19 protein-coding genes are annotated in these 20,910 nt (G+C 54.4%); 10 read left to right on the top strand and 9 right to left on the bottom strand.

The features are described from left to right. The first annotated feature begins 402 nt into the window (after positions 1-402). Genes NFC81_RS01625 through NFC81_RS01635 form a run of 3 tightly spaced genes read left to right on the top strand, consistent with a single transcriptional unit; the run spans position 403 to position 4,331 of the window. Positions 403-1,860, top strand: coding sequence for an aldehyde dehydrogenase family protein (locus NFC81_RS01625; RefSeq protein WP_304995793.1), 1,458 nt, complete (start codon positions 403-405; stop codon positions 1,858-1,860). An 11-nt stretch (positions 1,861-1,871) separates the two neighbouring features. Further along, a complete protein-coding gene (locus NFC81_RS01630; protein WP_304995794.1) occupies positions 1,872-2,681 on the top strand; it encodes a coniferyl-alcohol dehydrogenase in 810 nt (269 codons plus the stop codon). A gap of 45 nt (positions 2,682-2,726) precedes the next feature. Next, a complete protein-coding gene (locus NFC81_RS01635) occupies positions 2,727-4,331 on the top strand; it encodes a flotillin domain-containing protein (protein WP_304995795.1) in 1,605 nt (534 codons plus the stop codon). An 89-nt stretch (positions 4,332-4,420) separates the two neighbouring features. Here NFC81_RS01635 and pcaQ read toward each other — a convergent pair whose 3' ends face one another. Together pcaQ and NFC81_RS01645 are read right to left on the bottom strand one after the other, a co-directional pair. Then, positions 4,421-5,359, bottom strand: coding sequence for a pca operon transcription factor PcaQ (gene pcaQ / locus NFC81_RS01640; protein ID WP_304995796.1), 939 nt, complete (start codon positions 5,357-5,359; stop codon positions 4,421-4,423). Positions 5,360-5,433: 74 nt separating this feature from the next. Beyond that, positions 5,434-6,330, bottom strand: a complete 897-nt coding sequence (locus NFC81_RS01645) for a helix-turn-helix domain-containing protein (RefSeq protein ID WP_304995797.1) — start codon at positions 6,328-6,330, stop codon at positions 5,434-5,436. A 163-nt stretch (positions 6,331-6,493) separates the two neighbouring features. On the opposite strand from NFC81_RS01645, the gene NFC81_RS01650 reads away from it, so the two are divergent. Continuing rightward, positions 6,494-7,945 (top strand): aldehyde dehydrogenase, encoded by a 1,452-nt coding sequence (locus tag NFC81_RS01650; RefSeq protein WP_304995798.1) that lies wholly within the window; start codon positions 6,494-6,496, stop codon positions 7,943-7,945. A gap of 74 nt (positions 7,946-8,019) precedes the next feature. On the opposite strand, the gene NFC81_RS01655 is transcribed toward NFC81_RS01650, so the two are convergent. After that, positions 8,020-8,226 carry a putative motility protein gene (locus tag NFC81_RS01655; RefSeq protein WP_304995799.1) on the bottom strand — a complete coding sequence of 69 codons (207 nt, stop codon included), beginning with the start codon at positions 8,224-8,226 and terminating at the stop codon, positions 8,020-8,022. Between the two features lie 150 nt (positions 8,227-8,376). Here NFC81_RS01655 and NFC81_RS01660 point away from each other — a divergent pair, with 150 nt between their 5' ends. From NFC81_RS01660 to NFC81_RS01680, 5 genes are all read left to right on the top strand, one after another. Next, positions 8,377-8,745 (top strand): DCC1-like thiol-disulfide oxidoreductase family protein, encoded by a 369-nt coding sequence (locus tag NFC81_RS01660; protein WP_304995800.1) that lies wholly within the window; start codon positions 8,377-8,379, stop codon positions 8,743-8,745. A gap of 11 nt (positions 8,746-8,756) precedes the next feature. Continuing rightward, the gene (locus NFC81_RS01665; protein WP_304995801.1) at positions 8,757-9,194 is read left to right on the top strand and encodes a DUF3429 domain-containing protein; all 438 of its coding nucleotides are present in this window, start codon (positions 8,757-8,759) and stop codon (positions 9,192-9,194) included. 43 nt (positions 9,195-9,237) lie between these two features. Continuing rightward, on the top strand, positions 9,238-10,239 hold the full coding sequence (locus NFC81_RS01670) for an LLM class flavin-dependent oxidoreductase (protein ID WP_370529923.1): 1,002 nt from the start codon (positions 9,238-9,240) through the stop codon (positions 10,237-10,239). 306 nt (positions 10,240-10,545) lie between these two features. Further along, positions 10,546-11,259, top strand: a complete 714-nt coding sequence (locus NFC81_RS01675; RefSeq protein ID WP_304995803.1) for a hypothetical protein — start codon at positions 10,546-10,548, stop codon at positions 11,257-11,259. Between the two features lies 1 nt (position 11,260). Beyond that, complete coding sequence (locus tag NFC81_RS01680; RefSeq protein WP_304995804.1) at positions 11,261-11,782, top strand: PIN domain-containing protein; 522 nt, start codon at positions 11,261-11,263, stop codon at positions 11,780-11,782. A 70-nt stretch (positions 11,783-11,852) separates the two neighbouring features. On the opposite strand, the gene NFC81_RS01685 is transcribed toward NFC81_RS01680, so the two are convergent. The 6 genes from NFC81_RS01685 to hsdR form a co-directional block, all read right to left on the bottom strand. Further along, the gene (locus NFC81_RS01685; protein ID WP_304995805.1) at positions 11,853-12,347 is read right to left on the bottom strand and encodes a hypothetical protein; all 495 of its coding nucleotides are present in this window, start codon (positions 12,345-12,347) and stop codon (positions 11,853-11,855) included. Next, entirely contained in the window at positions 12,340-12,735 is a 396-nt protein-coding gene (locus NFC81_RS01690) for a hypothetical protein (protein WP_304995806.1), read from the bottom strand. Before NFC81_RS01690 ends, NFC81_RS01685 begins: the two co-directional genes overlap by 8 nt. Next, positions 12,728-14,143, bottom strand: coding sequence for a restriction endonuclease subunit S (locus NFC81_RS01695; protein WP_304995807.1), 1,416 nt, complete (start codon positions 14,141-14,143; stop codon positions 12,728-12,730). Before NFC81_RS01695 ends, NFC81_RS01690 begins: the two co-directional genes overlap by 8 nt. Next, on the bottom strand, positions 14,140-15,789 hold the full coding sequence (locus tag NFC81_RS01700) for an N-6 DNA methylase (protein ID WP_304995808.1): 1,650 nt from the start codon (positions 15,787-15,789) through the stop codon (positions 14,140-14,142). Before NFC81_RS01700 ends, NFC81_RS01695 begins: the two co-directional genes overlap by 4 nt. Then, positions 15,786-16,949, bottom strand: a complete 1,164-nt coding sequence (locus tag NFC81_RS01705) for a Fic family protein (RefSeq protein ID WP_304995809.1) — start codon at positions 16,947-16,949, stop codon at positions 15,786-15,788. Before NFC81_RS01705 ends, NFC81_RS01700 begins: the two co-directional genes overlap by 4 nt. A gap of 107 nt (positions 16,950-17,056) precedes the next feature. Then, positions 17,057-20,581 carry a type I restriction-modification system endonuclease gene (gene hsdR / locus NFC81_RS01710; RefSeq protein ID WP_304995810.1) on the bottom strand — a complete coding sequence of 1,175 codons (3,525 nt, stop codon included), beginning with the start codon at positions 20,579-20,581 and terminating at the stop codon, positions 17,057-17,059. Positions 20,582-20,727: 146 nt separating this feature from the next. Between hsdR and NFC81_RS01715 the strand changes: the two genes are divergently transcribed. Then, positions 20,728-20,862 carry a hypothetical protein gene (locus NFC81_RS01715; RefSeq protein WP_304997013.1) on the top strand — a complete coding sequence of 45 codons (135 nt, stop codon included), beginning with the start codon at positions 20,728-20,730 and terminating at the stop codon, positions 20,860-20,862. The last annotated feature ends 48 nt before the right edge of the window (positions 20,863-20,910 follow it).

The raw sequence follows: 20,910 nt of genomic DNA on the forward strand, positions 1-20,910 counted from the left end.
CTAAGCCAAGTCCTTACGCTATCCCTCGTGTCGATGTCACACAGGTACTGGGGCAAACCGTGGACGACGCTATTCGCTCGGCCGAAGCGCGTCAGCGCGCTGCCTGGTCGGGTAAGGTGGGTCATGCGCCCACTACCGAAAGCCCGGTCGCCGGTGCAGGCGCTTTGGCCGATATGCTAAGCCGCATGGAGCGTTCCGCCGTGCAAGCTCAGCGTCCTTCGGTCGTACCAAATTCGCCCGTGTCCATGGCGTCACAGAACAACTCTGAGCCGACGCCGTTGTCGTCGAGCATCGAATCCTCAACAACCGCATCCGCACCCGTGTTGGAAGTCTACCGTCGAGTGGTCGATGACCACGGACGCAGTGCTCTGACATTGGTCGATAAAAGAAAGGTGTAACCGTATGCACAATTTCAAAGGCTTATACATTGGCGGCCAGTGGGTACCCACCGACCGAACATTTGACGATGTTAACCCCTCCACGGGTGACGTATGGGGTAAAGCGCCCGATGCTGGCATCGCCGAAACCCGTGCGGCCATCCAAGCGGCACAAAAAGCACAGCCCGAGTGGGCGGCGATGCCGCACACGCAGCGCGCTCGGTTAATGAATCGGGTCGCTGACGTGTTCGAAAAACGCCGTGATGACATTGTGAAAGCCAGTCGCGCCGAAGGCGGTGGTTGGTTCGGTAAAGGCATGTTCGAAACCGGTTATGCCGCTGGCGTCTTCCGCGCTGCTGCCGCTGCCGCCTACAGCAATGTAGGGGAAATCCTGCCCTCTGAACACGACAAAGTTTCGTTGGCCATGCGCAAACCTTTGGGTGTAGTGACCGTAATCAGCCCGTGGAACATGCCGTTGATTTTAACCAGTCGCGGCCTCGCCTTCCCATGCGCGATCGGCAATACCATTGTGTTGAAACCGTCGGAAGATACGCCTTACCTAGGCGGCCTGTTGTTCGCCGAGATTTTTGCCGAAGCCGGGGTGCCCGATGGCGTCCTCAATGTCGTTACTTGCTCGCGTGAAAACGTGCAAGCCGTCGGTGCCGAGCTGGTGGAAAACCCTATCGTGAAGGGCATTTCATTCACCGGGTCGACGCCTGTGGGCCGCCACATTGCGGCGACCGCCGGTGCGCATTTGAAAAAGGCCTGTGTCGAATTGGGCGGTAAAGACTCCTTGATCGTGTTGGAAGACGCCGATATGGACCGTGCCGTTAAAGCTGCCAACTTCGGTAGCTTCATGCACCAAGGGCAGATCTGCATGTCGGTGGAAAAGGTGCTAGTGCATGAAAACATCTGGGACACCTTTATGACCCAGTTCGTCGAACGTGCAGCACGCCTGAAAATGGGTGATACCTCGACGGATCCGGATGCGGTTATTGGGCCCTTGATCAACGACCGGCAAGCCGCACGGGTGCAGGACCAGATTGAAGATGCGCGGGCTAAGGGTGCCCACATCTTACTGGGTGGTGGCGTAAAGGGGCGCTTTGTCGAGCCCACTATCATCACCAATGTGACACCGGATATGAAAGTGTACCGCGATGAAACCTTTGGTCCCGTAGCTGTGTGCATACCCTTCCGTACCGATGAAGAGGCCATTGCCATTGCCAATGACACCGAGTACGGCCTGTCGTCGGGCATCATCACTGCCAATGAAAATCGAGCGTTGGCCATGGCGGCGCTGTTGGATACCGGCAGTTGCCACGTCAACTGCTCTTCAGTGAACGACGAGCCGCACATTCCGTTCGGTGGCTCCAAGGCTTCGGGCCTTGGCAACCACGGCGGTCGCTGGTCGGTTGAAACTTTTTCACAAACCCGTTGGGTCACACTGGATCGGGGCGGTCGCCCGTTCCCGCCCGTGTTCTAGGAGGCGTGGTGATGTCGAAAGCAAAAAAAGCCCTCAAGGGCAAAACATTGGTAGTCACAGGCAGTTCGTCGGGCATTGGTCTGGCGACGGCCCAAGAGATACAGCGCTTAGGAGGCCGGGTACTTGGGGTGGATGTGCATGCTCCACAGGGCGCGGCGGCGGAGTCGGTGGACGAGTTCTACAAGGCCGATTTGTCCGATAAGGCCGTGATCGACGCATTGGTCTATGCCCTACCGCAGGGCATTGATGGCTTGGCCAATATTGCGGGTTTACCGCCCACCGCGCCAGCCGAGAGGGTGTTGTTGGTCAACTTAGTGGGGTTGAAGTACCTCACGCTTAAGTTGATACCCAAGCTCAATGACGGCGCATCCATTGTGAATTTGGCTTCGTTGGCGGGCAGTGGGTGGGCCGATGCCATCAGCACCATCAAGGCCAGCGAGGATTTGGATTTCGCCGGAGTGGCAGATTTCGTGCGGCAGCACAATGTGAGCAGTAACGGCGGGCGCTCTTACTTCTTCTCGAAAGAAGCCTTGATCGTCTGGACCCTGCAAAACCGTTGGACGTGGCGGCAGCGCGGTATCCGCATGAACGCGATCAGTCCCGGGCCGGTGGATACACCTATTTTAGGTGACTTCATCCAAACCTTGGGTGACAGGGCGGAGAAAGATATGGCGACGATGGATCGTCCGGGGCGACCCGATGACATTGCTCCCGTGGTGGCCTTCTTGCTTTCTGACCAGAGCGTTTGGCTACGCGGTGCGAATTTGCCGGTGGACGGTGGTATGGCCTCGCATCTCATGTGCGAAGCCTACGGCCTTTGATCATCACAGTTTTTAACAAGAACAAGACAACGCGGGAGATGCCTCATGGCTAACGCAGCAGTTTGGATCATTCTTGGCCTCATCGTATTGGCCATTGTTATTGCCATATTGGCGAAATTTTATGAACGCGGTACACGCGAAGTGAGCCTGGTGCGCACGGGCGTGGGGGGCCGTAAAGTGGTGTTGGATGGCGGCGTGTTAGCCATTCCGTATTTCCACGATGTGGCGCGGGTGAACATGCAAACCTTGCGCTTGGAAGTCAAACGCCAAGGTAATAGCTCGTTAATTACCCAAGACCGTTTGCGCGTCGATGTCGGCGTGGAGTTTTACCTATCAGTCATTCCTACCGCTGAGGGTGTGGCGCAGGCGGCACAGACGCTGGGGAATCGGACGTTTCAGGCCGACAAGTTGCGTGAACTGATTGAAGGTAAACTGATCGATGCTCTGCGTTCGGTAGCGGCCACATTCAGCATGGACGAACTGCATGAAAAGCGCGGTGAGTTTGTCGGCAAGGTGCGCAGCAGCTTATTGGAGTCTCTAGAGCGCAATGGCTTGGCGTTGGACTCCGTGTCGTTGACTGACATGGACCAAACGCCGTTCCAGGCTTTAGACGAAAACAACGCCTTTAACGCTGAAGGTATGCGCAAGCTGGCCGAAGTGATCGCCAAGTCGAAAAAAGACCGGGCCAACATCGACGCCGATGCTGATGTATCGGTGCGCCGCTCGGCGTTGGAAGTGGCGAAGCGCAAGCTGGATTTAGACCTTGAAGAAGAACAAGCGCGCATCGCACAGGTGCAGCAAATTGAAACCTTAAAAGCCGCGCAGCTGGCTGAGGTGGCGACGCGTAAAGCCGACAGCGAAAGGGCCGTGGCACAAGCGCGCATTGCGATGGAAAGCGCCATTCGCAGTGCCGATATTGAACGCGAGCGAGTGGTTCAGGAAGCCGAAGTGAAGCGTCAGTTGGCGTTAGAGCTGCTGGAGCGCGATCGCGACATCGAATTGCAAACCAAAGCACAAGAGGAAAGCCGCGCGCATGCACTGTCTGACGAAGCGCGGGCACTGGCCGTGCGTGCCGCCGAGCAAGTGAACACCGAGCAGGCCTTGGCCGAAGCGGAACGCTTGAAGCGACTGGCTGAAGTGAAAGCCGAGCAAGAAGCGGCGGTATCAAGTATTCGCGTGCGTATGGCGGCTGAAGCCGAGCGTATGGCGTCGGCGGACCGTGCCAAAGCGCGGGTTGCTGAGGCTACGGCAGAGAAAGAAAGTCGCGCTCTGCGCACCGAAGCCAGCAAGGCAGAGATGCTGGCCGAAGCCGAAGGTCGTGCGGCGATGGTATCGGCTGAAAACAATCTTAACGAGCAGGTCATTGCGATGAAGCTCGAAGAAGCGCGCTTGATCGCGTGGCCGAAAATCGTTGCTGAAATGGTGAAGCCTGCTGAGAAGATTGAATCCATCAAGATTCATCACATTACGGGCTTAGGGCAGCGTGAAAGTGGCCCGGTTGGCAGTGCGGAAAAGCCCGTCGTGAATCAGGCCTTGGACAGCATACTGGGTATGGCGGTGCAACTGCCCGCGTTGAAGAAGATTGGCGAAGAGTTGGGCTTGAGCGTGGATTCTAGCCTGGCATCGGTGCGTCAGACCGACAAGCAATAAACCGCCCTTAAGTGGCATTCTAAGCCCAGTGTGAGCGTCCTCACACTGGGCTTTTTGTTGCGTCTTTGTGCGCATTAACACGGTAACGACTAGCGTTGCACCGACGAGTGGTCAGCGATGGTGGCGGCCACCATACGAATGCATTCCAGCAAGAATTTTAATGGTTCCGACATTAGAGTTTCAGCCTGCCGAGTAAACCCGATGGGCCCCAGTACGTCGCGCGTATCCAAGGTGATTTCCGTTAAACTGCCTTCCGCGAAATCACGTACCACGACACCGCGGGAAATGATCCACACGGTATTCGAATCCATGGTGTAGGCGCGTGCGAAAGCGTGTGAGTTGGTTTCAATGCGGTCGTTGTTCAGCACAATGCCATGGCCGAGCAGAAATTTTTCTATCGACCGATGCACTACAGAGTCGTTGGAGGGCATGATCACCGGATAATCGCGCAAAAGGGTCAGCGGATTGCGCCGGTCCTGCAGTCCGGGGTGTGTCGGCTTCACAGCCAGGGTAATGAGTTCCAGGTAAAATTGTTCGAACACGAGCCCTTGCATCTGGTCGGGCTCGGCTAAGCGGCCAATCATCACATCCAGCTCGCCAACGCGCAGGCGATCTAATAACACCGGCGTGGGGCCTGTAGTGACATGCAGAGCTACGTCAGGCATGTGCATTTTGAACCCGGCCACCGCGGGTGGCAGTATGCGCGAGGCTACGGTCGGTAAAATGCCGATACGCAGCGGTGGGTGCTCTTCGGCTTGGGCGCGTTGCACGCCGATGATACCCTCTTGCAGCGCATTAGCACTGGCGAGGGCATGGCGTAAAAACACCTGCCCGGCTGGCGTCAGCACCACACCGCGCTTGTGCCGGTCGAATAACTCGGTACTCAGCATATCTTCGAGTTCTCGCAGCTTCTTCGACACCGCTGGCTGGCTCAGTGCGAGGTGATCCGCGGCCTTCACCACACCACCCTGTCGGACGGTTTCAATGAAGCATTGCAGGTGGCGAAATTTAATGCGGTTATCGATCATAGTGACATCACTTCGTAGTCTTCCTGCACCCTAACGACGCCACGGTTGTTTGGCAAGCAACGCTGTGTTTGGGCTCAGGGCCAAGCGGCGTAGGAAGTGTCGATCATTGGCTCGCTGGCGCGCACTGCACGTCGCCAGGCACCGGGCGCTGTCCCCGTATGGCGGCGGAAAAACCGATTAAAGTACGCTGGATCTTTGAAACCCAGCCCATAGGCCACCTCGGCGATGGACAGAGGGGAATGCTCAAGCCGTTGGCAGGCTTCAAAAAGCACCTTACGTTGAATCAAGGCTACAGGGCTCTGCTTGGCATCGCGTCGCGTGGCCGTCTCTAGGCGGCGTTCCGTGACGCCCATATGTGCAGCGTAATCGGCCACTTTCCAGTGCTCACGAAAATGCAGCTCTACCAATTGAACAAAGCGTTTGTAGATCGGTGACCCAGGAATGCCGGTAGCGGCAGTGGCCAGGTCGTCACCACTGATACGATGTAAATAGGTAAGCACCGTCATAATCTGCGCGGCCACAACCGAACGGGCGCCCTGAGCGCTGCTCATCAATTCATTTTTGATGGCATCCATACTGTGACTTATGCGTTGGGCAAACTCGGGCGTAGACTGATGCACGGTGTGAACGGTATCAGCTAATGAGCGATAGGGTATATCAGGGTCAATAAGCCCCTGAACGGCAGGTATCAACCAGTCTTCCGACACCGTGACCACGCGACCCGAAGAGCCTGCGATAAACTCGATACGCCGCAACATGCCCGGCGGTAACCAAATTACACTCGGCGCACCCAGAGTCAGCTCCGCGCCCTTGAGGTAGGCTGTACAGCGTCCTGCGTTCAGCTGCACCAGCTGGGCAAAAAATCGCCAGTCTTCCTGTGGCGGTGTCCATAAGAGACTGCTTTGTGGGTAGCGCACGTCAATGACGTTCACATGGCGCTGGGTAGGCTGATTTAGGGCAACGCTGATCATAATGTCATCAATGGATGTCGAATAAGTACAATATTATGTCGATAAAGTACCATTAATAAGCATTTTTTTCTTGTCATGCTTTGTCTATTGTTATGCCATCAAGTTTCGATGCGTATCGATCTTCCCAGTGCAAAGCTATAAAAATAAATGAAGGTGGCCCGCTATGTATGAGATCCCTCTGCTGATAAATAATCAGCCCGTTGCTGCACACCAAGGACGAACCTATACCTGTCATAACCCCATCAGTGGCGAAACGGTCAGCGTAGCAGCTGCCGCCACGATAGCGGATGCCCGTGCTGCGGCTGACGCAGCGGCGGCGGCCTTTGCCGTTTGGTCGGAAATGGCGCCCAATGCGCGCCGCGATATTTTGCTGAAAGCTGCCGATGCTTTGGCCGCTAAAGGGCAAGAGGCCAGCCAGCGGGCTATGTTGGAAATGGGCGCGACACCCATGTGGGGTGGTTTTAATGTCCACTTGGCGTCGTCAGTATTGCGTGAAGCCGCGGCCATGACAACCCAGATTCATGGCGACGTCATTCCCTCGGACACTGCCGGTTTAATGTCTATGGGCATACGGCAGCCAGTCGGTGTGGTGCTCGGTATTGCACCTTGGAATGCCCCGATCATCCTAGGTGTGCGTGCCATTGCCATGCCGTTGGCCTGTGGCAATACCGTGGTCTTTAAAGCGTCGGAAATCTGCCCTGCGACGCATGCGTTGATTACTGAATCGCTGATTGAAGCCGGTGCTCCTGCCGGGGTGGTTAACATGGTGACCAACGCCCCAGAGGATGCGCCTGAAATTGTTAAAGCCTTAATCGAGCACCCAGCAGTGCGACGCGTTAATTTCACTGGTTCAACGCGCGTGGGGAAAATCATCGCCCAATTGTGTGCCGAAAACCTAAAGCCGTGCTTGCTCGAGTTGGGCGGAAAAGCGCCCATGCTGGTGCTTGATGACGCTGACATCGATTCGGCCGTTAAGGCCGCCGCGTTTGGTGGTTATATGAATCAGGGCCAAATTTGCATGTCGACGGAACGGGTTATCGTCACCCCAGGCGTAGCCGATCAATTCGTCGCCGCGCTGGCCGACAAGGTGAAAACCATTAAGGCCGCTGACCCTGCTGTCGGTTCTGAAATTCTCGGTAGTGTGGTGAACGGCGCCGCCGTTGAGCGTCTAAACCGCTTGATCGGTGACGCGGAGAAAAAAGGTGCGGTGGTGTTAGCGGGCGGCCAAGCGTCCTCCGTACTGATGGATGCGACCCTGCTTGACCGCGTGAACAGCAGCATGGAAATCTATGGCGAAGAATCCTTTGGTCCCGTGTTGTCGATCATTCGGGCGCAAGACGAAGAGGACGCTATCCGTATCGCAAATGATACCGACTACGGCCTGTCATCGGCGGTGTTCAGCCGTGACGTGAATAAAGCCATGGCGGTTGCTAAACGCATTGAGAGTGGTATCTGCCACATCAATAGCCCAACGGTGCAGGACGAAGCGCAGATGCCATTTGGTGGCGTGAAGAGCAGTGGGTATGGGCGTTTTGGTGGCAAAGCCGCAATTCAGGAGTTCACCGAGTTGCGCTGGATCACCAACCAGAGTGGGCAGCGGCACTACCCGTTTTAACGGCAGGGCTGGTGTAGAAAAGCGCTGGCGCGGTAAAAAACAGCAGCCCCGTAGGGCTGCTGTGACTATGCGTGCTACACGCGCACGTTGACGTTCTGGCCTAGGTTGCCAACACTGCTTGCGGCATTGCTGGGATCAACACTTTGAACCAATTGCAGAGCCATATCGGCCTGTTGGTCTACCGCCATTTTAAAGGTTTTCAGTGCAGCGCCTTCTTTGGCGTCGACCGTGGCCTTATTGCTGGCGTAAGACGCCACCGAGCTGAGTGAACTGACGTCCATAACATCTCCGTTCTGGTGGGTGAACATAGGGCATCGGCGGCAATTCCTGAGACTTAAGTAACGATATGTTAAGAGCGCAATGAATGAACGGGTGATCAGCTTTCGTCTGCCTTGCGTAACCATTGTATCTGTTCCAACAAGAGACCTATCGTGTCCGTCAAATATCCGTTACCCGAGCTCTATTTCGACAACAGCTGTGGCTTGTGCAGAGCTGAGATTCGTCACTTGGAACCACGCCTACGCAACAAAATGACGTTAGTCGACATCAGCGCCTCGCACTTCACCGGGGCGCACGGTGTTGATACCCTCACTATGATGCAGCGCATTCATGTCTGGGATGGCGAACGCTTTCATATCGGGCTGGACGGCACATTGTTTTATTGGCGAGAGGCTGGCTTCGGTTGGCTCACGGCCATCTTAGGCTGGCGTGGCATCAAACCCATGGCTGGGTGGGCCTATGAAACCTGGGCGCAGCGCCGTGCTGAACGCAAAGGGTATTGTTCGGTAGGTACAAGATAGTGAACACCGACATGAAGATCACATTGCGCACACTGGGTTATGCGGGATTGATCCCCTTTGTAGCCCTACCTCTACTGCAGGTGACGGGATCGGCTGCTACCGCTTTGCCGCCCATTACCTTGTTCAGTTTTTACAGCGTGGTGATTCTGGGCTTCATGGCGGGGGTGTTGTGGCCTGCGCGAGCAGCAGAGTCTGCTCATGGAACGTTGGCCTGGCTTGCCGTTACACCACCTGTGGTGGGCTTCCTGACCCTAGCGTTTTTCCCCGGAGTATTTCTGTGGGTGCAGCTCTTGTTGTTTCTGGCATTGCGTGCTGCGGAAATGAGATTGCAATTTGATCGTCATTACGCGCCTTATTACCGGACATTGCGTTGGCACCTTACCATTGTCGTTGTGGCGTGCCATGTCTGGATGATCGCTTTGTCAGGTTCAGGCTTCACCTTGAATTGAACGCACTTAGGCCGCATATCCTTTATTCACTCGAACCCCAAAGCTGACCATGCTGGAATCCATCCCTTTTTCTTTGTTAGAACTCGCCTCAATACGTGAAGGCCGCGACGCTACCGATACCTTTAAGGAATCCCTACGCTATGCCCAAGCCGCTGACGACTTAGGTTTTCATCGTTTTTGGCTGGCAGAACACCACAACACCGAAGGCGTTGCCAGCTCGGCCACAGCGGTATTGGTCGGTCACATTGCCGGTGGTACGCAGCGCATTCGCGTCGGCTCCGGTGGCGTCATGTTGCCCAATCACCCTCCGTTGGTGGTGGCTGAACAGTTCGGTACGTTGGAAAGCCTCTACCCCGGCCGAATCGACTTAGGACTGGGCCGCGCGCCGGGCACTGACCCTGTTACCGCCCGCGCCTTGCGCCGCGATGACCATGCCGCTGATGACTTCCCCAATGAAGTGCAGTTATTGCAACAGCTACTTGGCCCCATGCAGCCGGGACAACGACTGAAAGCCATTCCGGGCGCAGGCACCAATGTACCGATTTGGCTGTTAGGTTCCAGCCTGTTCAGTGCTCAGCTGGCCGCACAACTGGGCTTGCCGTATGCGTTCGCCGGGCATTTCGCACCGCGTCTGGTGCGTGAAGCCGTGCACCTATACCGCAGCCGATTCCAGCCTTCGGCAACACTGTCCGAACCTTACGTTGTGCTGGGTTTACCACTGGTGATTGCAGAAACCGAAGCCCGCGCCAAGCTACTATCGACCTCCGGCCAGCAACGCATTTTGGCCTTGTTTCGTGGTGAACCGGTATGGCTTAAACCTCCGGTCGAATCCATGGCGGGCTTCTGGTCGCCACAAGAAGAAGCCGGTGTTAAGGAGTTTCTGTCACTGGCTGCGATCGGTACGCCGGAGCAAGTGAAAGAGTATTTAGAAGGCTTGGTTGCTGAATTGCAGGTGAATGAGTTGATGTTCACTAACGATCTGTATGACCCGGATGAGCGCATTCGGGCGTTGGAGTTGTTGATGAGTGTGAAAGAGGTGACGTAACCAACCAATATCGGATCAGCACATGCCAGTAGGTCTATCTTGAGGTTGTTTGTAGCAGTCAGCATTGCTATCATGCATCACAAATGGATTGGGCAGTCCCGGTCGGCGTCTATACCTCGGTGGTTTCATCGGGGTTTTTCGCTTTTTGGCGTAGGGAAAATTTTCATGCCGACCCCTTCGTGCCCGATTCCTACTCCCTGTCGCCCGCCATCGCAATAAAACTTCTCAATTAAAACGCCCAATGTGCTAATTAATCTAAGATCATCGAAGTAGCGCTCGAAACCCATGCCCTCTATACTGCCCGTTATGAAAAAGCTCATCTTGAAATTGCATGATTCCAGCCCTGATCGCCTCACAATGAAGCGTCTAGGCCAGTACCTGCCTCACCTAGCCGATTTGCTGGGTGAGTCTGAGCACGTGCATTTTACTTCGGTGACTGACGGTAGCGCTATGTTAAACGTGGCGATTGAGGAATCCTGTTATCCGAAAATTATCGAGCAGGTTAGGCTTGTGCATGGCGGAAAAGGATCAAAAAAATCACAGAAAGCCTACAGTGCTTTGCAGAACCTGATGGATGAAGATGGCACAGGCGGTGCAATCTTGGACAATGCGGAGTCATCTGTTTTGATGTTTCGTAAGTCGCAGCATGCTGAAAAACCACTGCTTGTTACAAAGTCCGGTTCAGTTCAGGGGCGACTGTATAAGATTGGCGGTAAAGATGCGACGATCCCGGTGAGGCTAGAGGGTGCAAATGGAGAGACTCTGCACTGTGAAGCGACAGTGGAGATTGCCGAGAAACTCTCAGCTCACTTGTTCAAACAGGTACGAGTGAGTGGTCATGGTCAATGGGCTCGTACAGTGGAAGGACGCTGGAGCTTGCGCAAATTGACGATAGAAAGCTTTGACGTGTTGAAAACCGCCAACGCAGGGGCCGTTATTGCGCAATTGCAGTCCATTGGCGGACTGAAGTGGTCCGAAATGGACGACCCGCACGGAATGGCCAAGGATTTAAGGAGCTGATTTGCGACTGCTTTTGGACAACAATGTTCTGATACAGATTCTGGCTCCAACGGTCACGGGCCTTGCAGACCCCAAGACTAAAACGGAACTCGATCGCTTAAGCGACCGCGCGGCCGCCTTTGTAAGTCAGGTTGAGAGCCAGAAGGCAGTAATGGTGATCCCAACACCGGTGTTGGCTGAATTTTTAATGGGCGTAGACGTCGAAAAATATCAGGAATATTTGGACGCTATGAACAGCCATGCGTGTTTTCAGTTGGTAGATTTCGACACAGCGGCAGCCATTGAGTGCGCGCAGTTACCCAGCCGGCAAGAACTCGCGCAATTATCCCCCGAGCAGAATGCAAGCAAACTCAAGTTTGACCGCCAGATTGTCAGCATCGCCTTGGCGGCCACGGTGGATGAAGTCTGGTCTCACGATGAATCACTGCGCAAGATTGCTCTCACAAAGGGCCTGACTGTAAAATCTCTGGCCGACGTTGAGCCCCAGCCGGTTCAAATGGCTTTCCCAAGTTACGATACCTGAGTCGAGTCGTTTGTTTTATATCGGTTTTTTGGCTTGCGTGAGCAGGCCTTGTCTGGCCAATTGACTTTGCTCAGGCATCGGCTTTGCTTTTTAGTGTTCGCTTGGTTGGCTTTGTAGCCGCCCGTTCCGCTTTGATGCGTTCCAGCAACGCCTCGGCGCTGTTTTCCCCACTGATCAGTTCCGGGCTGTCCTTTCGCCACAAAATCGCCGGGAGCGATTTTGAACGACCGAAGGCCGGCCCGAAGGGCAAACTACAGGGATGTGGTTTGTATTGTTCGGTGAGTTCTCCCCGAAAGGCTTTGGCGAGGATGGATTCTCCTGATGCCATCCCTGGCATCAGCCCTACGGGCGCTGTAGCGGAGCAAAATGTTCCAGACATTTTGTGGGTGAGGTTGTTGACGCGTGCAAGAGCGTTGTTGACCTGTTGTTCGACAAATTTGTCAGGAACAAATTTGGACAGCCGCAGGCTGGCCCGAAGGGCGCACGCCATGGAGGGTGTGCGCATTCGGTCGGCGTGGGCCTGCGTCAGCAGGCCTGATCGTATACCGATACTGCGTTCAGACATTCGCTTTGCTCTTGCGGGAGAGTTTGGTCGACGTCATCGCGGCCCGCTCGGCCTTGACTCGTTCCAGCAAAGCTTCGGCACTGTGCTCACCGCTGATCAGTTCCGGGTTTTCTTTGCGCCATTCCTCGGTGAGTTCTCCTCGAAAGGCTTTGGCGAGGATGGACTGGGTGAGGTTGTTGACGCGGGCCAGAGCGTTGTTAACCTGTTGCTCAATGCGGTCGGCGTGGGCGAAGAGTTGGTCTACTCGGCGGACGACAAAATTGCCGGGAGCAATTTTGGACGCCAGAAGGGCGGGCCGTAGGCCGAGCCCTAGGGATGGGGCGAGCATTTCGGTTTGCTTGGCCTGCGTGAGCAGGCCTTGTGTAGCCAAGTAATTTTGCTCAGGCATCGGCTTTGCTTTTTCGCGTACGGTTAGTGGGCTTGATATTGGCGCGTTCGGCTTTGATGCGCGCCAGCAAGGCCTCCGCACTGTTCTCGCCACTGATCAGTTCCGGGTTGTCCTTGCGCCACTGCTCAGTCAGTTCGCCCCGGAAGGCTTTGGCCAAGATCGACTGGGTGAGGTTGTTGACCCGGGCCAGGGCGTTGTTGGCCTGTTGTTCGATGCGGTCGGCGTGGGCGAAGAGTTGGTCTACTTGTCGGACAATTTCTGTTTGTTCAGTTCGGCTCGGTACAGTAACCGGACACTTTGCAAATGCCTTATGAGTTAGGTCAGGCTGACTTGAGCGGCCAGACTCTCGTTTAACATACTCCTGACATATTGGAGAGCGGAGGAAATAAATAAGATAACGCTGGAGAAGTAGATCTTTTTGGAAGTTCAGGCGAAAAGAATTGTTGTGCATTATCCCTTTGAATCCTGTCAGAACCAATCCAACCGTCCCTGTTCGTGAAAGGATTATATCCTCCGGCTCGGCGATAATTGATTTTTCGTTTACCACTGCATAGTGGACGTCATCTGTGAAATTGTTCTCATAGTTTACAGTTCTGAGGATTGGAAGATTGCTTTCTCCCGGCTCCATACGCCTAGTACTTTTTGCAATTTGTAGCCCTTGCTGAAAAGTTGAAACATTGCCCATTGCGGTAAGTAACCAGTTCTCCGGGACAGGCTGCTGGTCTTCATCGTGAATACAGTGGGTTCTGCTCAATGGCTCTTCATGGGGCACGTTGGAATCGTGTCTTTTCCGCCACTCCTCTGTCAACCGTCCACTCACTGCTGCAGCCAGGACGGACTGGCGGAAGCGTTTGAGGATTTTCGGGATGCGTTTGAGGCGGGCTTTGGTGTTTTCTACTTGGGCCAGCAGGGTGTCGAGTTTGTCGGCGATGACTTTTTGTTCGGCGAGTGGGGGAAGGGCAAACTCCAAACCTTTCAGAGCCTCCAGCCGTATTCCCTTCACCGTTGTACCTGTGCCCATCTGCTCTATTTGTCGTGCGACCGAGCGGTACCAATAAACAAGAAAATTTCGATGAATTTCAGTTGGCAGAAAGAGGGCTTTGAGGTCTTGGTTGATTGCCGAGTCGAACTCCGCGACGACTATTTTCCCCAAGCTCATTCTTGTCGCAATGATTGGAGTGCCAGCGGGGATGACATTGGTACTGCTGCTATCTACAGCCGTCTGTGAGATATGGTCGGCTGTATCCTGGAGAACATGCTTGTTCATGTCCTTGACGCTCATCCACGGTATATCGCCCTGATAGTACTCAGGCTTAGACTTACTCGGCGTACCGCCGCCAACGATTCGCAAGATTACGTTTTCTAGCGGCACAGTAAGCCAGAGCGGGGGGGTAACAGAGCCGGTCATTTCTCTACACCGCCCATCACTTCCCCCAAAAGCACCCGAGCCCCATCAGCCTCCTCGTCAGCCCCCAACTCCCGCATCAAGGCATCCAGCTCGCCCAACGCCTGCACCAGCTCCCCCATCGCCTCACCCGCTAACACACTCGGCTCCGGCAAATTGGCGGCATCCACGCTGTCGCTGTCTTTTAACCATGAAATATCCAGCGAGTCGCCCTTGTGTTCGGCAATCCATTGGCGACTGAAGACGCGCCAGCGGCTGTGCATGATGCGCTCGTCCACACCCTGATTTTCGTCGGTGGCTTTGGTTTCTTCGGGTAGGTCTATCTTGTCCGAGTGAAAGCTGTATTCGCCTTCGGTGCGTTTGTTCAGGGCTGGATGCCCGCCTTCGCGGGCATGACTAGCGAAAAAAACCTTTTCAAAAGGTTCAAGATGCTGCTCACCAAAGGGAGTGCGTTTGCCGAAGCTGGGCATATTGGTACGCAGGTCATAGACCCAGACGTTTTCGGTGCAGTTTTCTTCCTGGTGTTTGTCGGTGGCGCTGCCTTTTGTAAAAAACAGGACGTTGGTTTTCACACCCTGGGCGTAGAAGATGCCGGTGGGCAGGCGCAGTATGGTGTGCAGGTTGCACTTGTGCATCAGGTCGCGGCGTACGTCGGTGCCGATGCCGGCTTCGAACAGGACGTTGTCTGGTAGTACTACGGCAGCACGGCCGCCGGGTTTGAGGTTGCGGTAGATGTGCTGCAAGAAGGCCAGTTGTTTGTTGCTTGTCTTGTAGGTCAGGTCGTCTCGGGTGATGCTGGCGTCGCCGCCTTTGCTGGTGCCAAAGGGTGGGTTGGCGAGGATGACGTCGGCTTTTTCCAGCCCGGCACCAGCCTGGCCGAGGGCGTTGCCGAGTTGCACGACGCCTTCTTCGCCGCCTTCCATGCCGTGTAACAGGCAGTTCATCAGTGCCAGGCGGCGGGTGCCGGGCACCAGTTCGATGCCGGTGTAGGCCTGGGTGGTCTGGAAGGTTTTGTCCCGGTCGCTCAGTTCGTACAGGTCGTCGGTCTGGCTTTTGATGTATTCATGGGCGGCGATCAGAAATCCCGCCGTGCCGGCGGCTGGGTCCTGGATGCGTTCGCCGGGTTGAGGTTTGAGGCAGCGCACCATGGTGTTGATCAGGGCGCGTGGGGTGAAGTATTGCCCCGCGCCGGATTTGGTTTCGTTGGCGTTTTTCTCCAGCAGGCCTTCGTATAAATCGCCTAGGCCGTCTTTCTGGGCGCTGAACCAGTCGATATGGTCGAGTGTTTTGATCATTTGTTCCAAATGACGCGGTTCACGCAAACGGGTTTGTGCGTCGGCGTAAATGGCGCTGATCAGCGGGTCGTTGTGTACCGCTCTGCCTGCGGCGTCGCGGCCGGTGGAAAGGCTAAGCAGAATGCGTTTGTAGTCGTTCAGCAGGTTGATACCGGATTTGCCGTTCAAATCTGTCCAACGGCAGCCTTCCGGTAATGGGTGTTTTTTCAGGGTGCCGGCTTCGGTGTTTTCATGAACCATTTTGATGAACAGCAACAACACCAGTTCGGTGACGTAGTCCGAGTAGTTGATGCCGTCGTCACGCAGTACGTCGCAGAGGTTCCAGAGCTTTTGTACGATGTCGTTGTTGGTCATGCTTGTTCCTGATTCAGAATATTAATATAGGCGCTATAGGCAAAGATGCGATTACGTTTTTGTCCGGTGAGTTCACGCACCATTGCAAACTCCGGTTGTGCTAATTTGTCCATTACCTTGCCTGCGGTGGCAGGTGTGATGCCGCTGTGTTTTACCAAGGTGTTGATGTTCGCGATGGGGTATTCAAACAAAACGTCCAACACGCGTTGAGCAGATGCGGCCATTCTGCCGAGGCTGACAAGCTGGCTGCGATGGGTTTGGCGCAGTTGGTTCAGTTGTTGTGCGGTATTTACGGCCTGATTGGCCGTGTCTGCCACGGCATCGACAAAAAACAGCAACCAACTTTCCCAGTCTCCACTTAAACGAACCTGCTGTAGTTTGTCGTAGTATACTTGGCGATGTTTTTTGAAGAACACGGATAAATACAATAACGGTTCGTTGAGTATTTTTGCTTCGACCAAGATGAGCGGAATCAGTAAGCGTCCCAGACGGCCATTGCCGTCCATGAAAGGGTGAATGGTTTCAAACTGTACGTGAGCCAGAGCCGATTTGATCAATGGGTCGGTGGCTTCAGGCACATCGTTTAAGAAGCGTTCCAAAGCCGACCAACATTGAGCCAGCTCATTGGCTGGCGTTGGCACAAAGGTGGCTTCATCGGCACGATGGCCACCAATCCACACTTGATTTTTACGGAACTCTCCCGGGCCTTTACTGATGCCCCGGCCAGAGGTCATGAGTGCCTTATGCAACTCTGTCAGTAATCGAAAGGTGATGAGGTGGCCTTCTCTGATTCGCTGCACGCCCAGCTCTAATGCATTAACGTAACATGACACTTCCTGCACATCATCCATTGGTACGCCGGGCATGCCCTCCATTTCATAAAGCATTAGATCACTTAAGGAAGATTGTGTGCCTTCAATTTGTGAAGACATGACGGCTTCTTTGCGCACGTAGCTGTATAAGAACAGGCGTGCATCAGGTAGGAGTGTACTGATAGCGTCCAGACGGCCGAGTGCCAACATAGCCTGATTGATACGGCTCTGTAGTTTGTTGTCTATCTGCAAGGCTGGGATGGGCGGCAAAGAGGCCGGAATGAACGCTTGACAGTTCACTCCGCCTGCGATGCTGTGGACATAATGCCCCGTTGTTCCTCGTTCCATCGACACCTCTCTGTTGGGGCTCGGTTAAAATAACCTTTCATTATATTTTAGATTAAGGCTAAAGATAAAATAAGGTGCAAGGGTAATTTAACTTGATCGGGGTATCGTTATCCAGCATTTGGCCACATGGCTTCGTTCAGTTCTTCAAGCACGGTATCCAGTTGTTCTCCCAACACCTTGTCCATCTGCTTAGCGCCACCGTCGTCGGCAAAACGATGGTTGACGAAGCCGCGGTCTATGATGACTTCGTGCACCAGTTGCTTGGCAAGGCGGTCTAACCAGCGGCGTTGGTTGGGGTTCCATGGATGCTGGGTGAGGATACGGTCCATGGCGTTGGCAACGCGTTGTTCAAAAGGTATCAGCGGTTCCCCTAGGGCGGCCTGTCGAATGTGTCCGATGATGCTGGCGGCGATATCTTTATTGGTTTGGTTACGCACGGCGCTCTTTAAGAGGGCTTCTGAGTAACCGTGGTTGTCGAGCAGCAGTTTAACTTCGCGCAGTTGTTCGCGGGTGAGGTCGCGTGGCTTGTTGACGACCACGGCAAGCGCCGCAGAGCGATTCAGTTGCTCTTTAATAAACCGGTTAAAGGCATCCAAGTAGTCTTCAGGCCGTTCATCTTGACCAAAGGTTTGCTTACGGTCACGTATTTCGTCTTCGTGCTCGGAGATCAAAGGCATGTGTTCACTGCCCACGAGCTGTTTCACTTTAGACAGTTGATGCAATAGGCCATTGTGTTGGTGAAGAAAGGCGGATGCTTGGCGTGGGCCGAGTTGGCGGAGGTGCTGGTGCAAGGATTTCGCGGGAACGCCCCAGGTCTGTTCCAGCTCGCTAAGCGCCTGTTTGAGTTCGGGCTTACTTTCTGCTTTGTTGTCCGCTTTGCGCAGTACGCGCATCAGCTTTTGGCTGAGCTGGCTGAGTACCACATCGGCTTGGCTTTCGCCCTGCTGCTCGCCGGGGCTGTTTAGGGCTTTTTCCAGCTTTTGCTCGTTGGTGAGTTCGCTGACCAGTTGCTCAAGCGTGATCTTGGGGTCGCGCACGAGCGGTTGCATGGTGTTTACATCTTGCAGGGCGGCATAGATGTCCACCGGGTCGTAGATATTGAACACCGTTTTTCCGATTTCGTCGCAACGGCGGGTGGCGCGGCCGATCATTTGTTCATACAGAATGCGCGAGCGTACGCGGCGCATAAATACCAAGTGGCAGATGCGCGGTACGTCAATGCCGGTGGTGAGTAGGTCGACGGTAATGGCAATGCTGGGGTAGCGCTCGTTCTTGTAACGCCGAATGAGCTGTTCGACTTTGTCGCTTTGGCCGGTGATTTTGGCTACAGCTGCTTCGTTGTAGTTGCCGTTGTAGGTATCTTTGAACGCTTCGTCGAGCAGGCGTTTAACCATGTCGGCATGCAAATCCGTGGCACAGAAAATCAGGGTTTTTTCTTCACCCAGGGGGTCGAGTTCTTGCGCCAGTTGTTCGCAGATGACGCGGTTGAAGTTTTCGTTAATGACGCGCCGATTGAAGTTTTCCACGTCAAACTTCAATTCGTCTTCGAGTTCTGTGGTGTCGACTTCACCCGTCTGGGTGTTGATAACCTGTACGGCCTTACCTTTCTCAAACGTTATGCCGTTTTGCGTGAGCAGGGTTTCGTAGCGGATTGGCGGCTCGTGGTCAATCAGCCAGTCGTCGGCAACCGCTTCACGGTATGAATAGGTGAAGACGGGTTTACCAAAAATGTCGCTGGTGTGCTTGGCGGGCGTAGCGGTCAGGCCGATCTTTATGGCGTCAAAATAGTCCAACACTCGGCGGTAGCTGGACAGGTATTGACTAGAGTCGCGTGTGGCTAATTCGCCGTCCGTCATTTCTTGATCTAGGGTGTAACCGCGGTGCGCTTCGTCGATGATGATGCAATCGAACTGATCAATTGGCGGTGGGGCGTCGCTCATGAAGATGCGTTTCACCATGGCTTGCACGGTAGCGACCTGAATGCGCGTTTCTGCGGCAGCGGCCATGTCACCCAGTTCGGCGACGTTATAAATGGCGCTGAGCGCGTGGTTTTGCTCCAGAGGTGCTTCATTGAAGGCGTCGATGGCTTGTTGGCCAAGTGCGGTTCGGTCGACCAAAAACAAGATGCGCTGAAAGCGCTCCGCTTTCAGGAAACGGTACATTAAGCCAATGATGGTGCGGGTTTTGCCCGTGCCGGTAGCCATCGCCAATAGTGCGGTGCGTACTCCTAGTGTTAAGGCCTGTTCGGTGGCTTTAATGGCGTTCTGTTGGTAGTCACGCAGTTTCAGGTAGCCAAAGGGCTCATCTTTGAGCTGTTGTTCGGCGCTGGCTTTATCTCTTAATAGAAGGTCTAGCAAACCATTAGGGGTGTGGAACTGTGGTAGTGCCCGGCGCAGGTTGCTGGGTTCTCTCACATCTCGAAACCACGTACCCGATTGTTCCGCGAGCTGCGGGATGTAGGGTCTGCCGTTACAGGAATACACGAACGGTATATGAAAATGACCGCTTTCGTCGGTAGGCCAAGCGATGGTTCTGCTGGTGAGTTCCCAAGCGCCAATTAACGGCGCGTCGATTTTGAACCCTTTGCTGTAACGCTCGGCTTGATGGATTTTCCCGGCTACGTTGGTGTTTTCTTTCTTGGCTTCCACTACTGCGATGGGTGTTAGTCCGGCAAACAATACGTAGTCGGCCCGGCCGTTCTGGTTTGCATAGCGGGTGGGCCATTCGGCTATAGCACGGTTAACGCCTTTCTCTGGGCGAGCACCTTTTTGAAAGGTGATTTCTTGGCTGTCTGCTTCCCAGCCTGCTTCGACCAGTTGTTGGTCGATCAAGATGCGAGTGAGTTCTTCGTTCAGTACGAGCGTGTCGCTGGCGGCTTTGACTTTGTGAGCGACCTGCTGGCGCTGTTGGTTGACGGCGGCTTCGCCTTGATCTGTCAGGGCTTTTTGCAGGGTCTTAATTTTGTCTTCATAGGTTTGTCGCTGTTGTTCTAACGCTTGTTCGTGTTTTTGGGCTTGTTCAGCCAGAGCCCGAGACTCTTCATCCATCGCGAGTGCCAAGGTTTCGTACTCGGCTTTTTCTTGTTCGATCAGATGGTTGAGTTGTTGGCTGCCGTCTAGCGCTATGTTGGTTTGCTGCAGTTCATGGCGTAGTTTTTCAATATCGTTCTGCAGCTTACGTAATTCGGTACTGGGGTCAGCGGGGGGTGCGAATGGGCCAGGCTTGAATTGGGCGCTCGGCTGTCCAAAAGAACGATGGAACCAGATGGCCAAAGCGCGAGCCACTTTCAATCCGTCCATCGCTTCTTTGTGCTGGGTGCGGAACTGGTGCGTTGCTTTGTTACCTTCAATGCGAAGAATGTGGAACAGTTCTTTAATCTGCGGCTCAAGCTGTATTTCGCGGTTCAGGCGATAAAGGAGATCTGCTTGGCTGGTCTGGTCGTCAAACTCAACACCGGATAATGCAGCTAAGTGCTGTGCTAGGGCTTCCCCTAATTGACGAAGTTTGATCAGCGTGGTGTTGGGATCGCTGGAGAAAGCTTGTTCGGCGGCGGTAGCCAGCTCAACGAACAAGGCATCGTGTTCGACAAGGAAACTAAAGTTTGAGGTTACTGCTTGATCACCTTGACTCACCGATAGCTCCTTTACAGTCACCTTTCAATTCGAAACGCTTATGTACTTTACGCATCACCTGAGCAATGGGCAAACAATTGTTGGGCCGGTTGGTGGTCTAGGCGTTTCGTTATATGGATAGTCGGATCACATAAGGCATGTCGACCATGGGCATCAACATCGCCGCGGACAAAAAGCTGTCCGCGCAGTGGGAACACACGATAGCTGTTACGGCCGATGGTTATGAGGTTTTGACGCTGCGTGATGAGGAGCGCGAATTGCTCGCCGCAGCAGGTGGCTGAAGCACCACCCACATTGTTTTTGTCCCATCTGTATCTTCATGTCACAGT

This window comes from Salinispirillum sp. LH 10-3-1, from assembly GCF_030643825.1.
Taxonomy (GTDB): Bacteria; Pseudomonadota; Gammaproteobacteria; order Pseudomonadales; family Natronospirillaceae; genus Salinispirillum.

Excerpts from the sequence above, each read along its gene's own strand:
- NFC81_RS01625 (WP_304995793.1), top strand. The coding sequence starts at position 403 with ATGCACAATTTCAAAGGCTTATACATTGGCGGCCAGTGGGTACCCACC.
- NFC81_RS01630 (WP_304995794.1), top strand. The coding sequence starts at position 1,872 with ATGTCGAAAGCAAAAAAAGCCCTCAAGGGCAAAACATTGGTAGTCACA.
- NFC81_RS01635 (WP_304995795.1), top strand. The coding sequence starts at position 2,727 with ATGGCTAACGCAGCAGTTTGGATCATTCTTGGCCTCATCGTATTGGCC.
- pcaQ (WP_304995796.1), bottom strand. The coding sequence starts at position 5,359 with ATGATCGATAACCGCATTAAATTTCGCCACCTGCAATGCTTCATTGAA.
- NFC81_RS01645 (WP_304995797.1), bottom strand. The coding sequence starts at position 6,330 with ATGATCAGCGTTGCCCTAAATCAGCCTACCCAGCGCCATGTGAACGTC.
- NFC81_RS01650 (WP_304995798.1), top strand. The coding sequence starts at position 6,494 with ATGTATGAGATCCCTCTGCTGATAAATAATCAGCCCGTTGCTGCACAC.
- NFC81_RS01655 (WP_304995799.1), bottom strand. The coding sequence starts at position 8,226 with ATGGACGTCAGTTCACTCAGCTCGGTGGCGTCTTACGCCAGCAATAAG.
- NFC81_RS01665 (WP_304995801.1), top strand. The coding sequence starts at position 8,757 with ATGAAGATCACATTGCGCACACTGGGTTATGCGGGATTGATCCCCTTT.
- NFC81_RS01675 (WP_304995803.1), top strand. The coding sequence starts at position 10,546 with ATGAAAAAGCTCATCTTGAAATTGCATGATTCCAGCCCTGATCGCCTC.
- NFC81_RS01685 (WP_304995805.1), bottom strand. The coding sequence starts at position 12,347 with ATGTCTGAACGCAGTATCGGTATACGATCAGGCCTGCTGACGCAGGCC.
- NFC81_RS01690 (WP_304995806.1), bottom strand. The coding sequence starts at position 12,735 with ATGCCTGAGCAAAATTACTTGGCTACACAAGGCCTGCTCACGCAGGCC.
- NFC81_RS01695 (WP_304995807.1), bottom strand. The coding sequence starts at position 14,143 with ATGACCGGCTCTGTTACCCCCCCGCTCTGGCTTACTGTGCCGCTAGAA.
- NFC81_RS01700 (WP_304995808.1), bottom strand. The coding sequence starts at position 15,789 with ATGACCAACAACGACATCGTACAAAAGCTCTGGAACCTCTGCGACGTA.
- NFC81_RS01705 (WP_304995809.1), bottom strand. The coding sequence starts at position 16,949 with ATGGAACGAGGAACAACGGGGCATTATGTCCACAGCATCGCAGGCGGA.
- NFC81_RS01715 (WP_304997013.1), top strand. The coding sequence starts at position 20,728 with ATGGGCATCAACATCGCCGCGGACAAAAAGCTGTCCGCGCAGTGGGAA.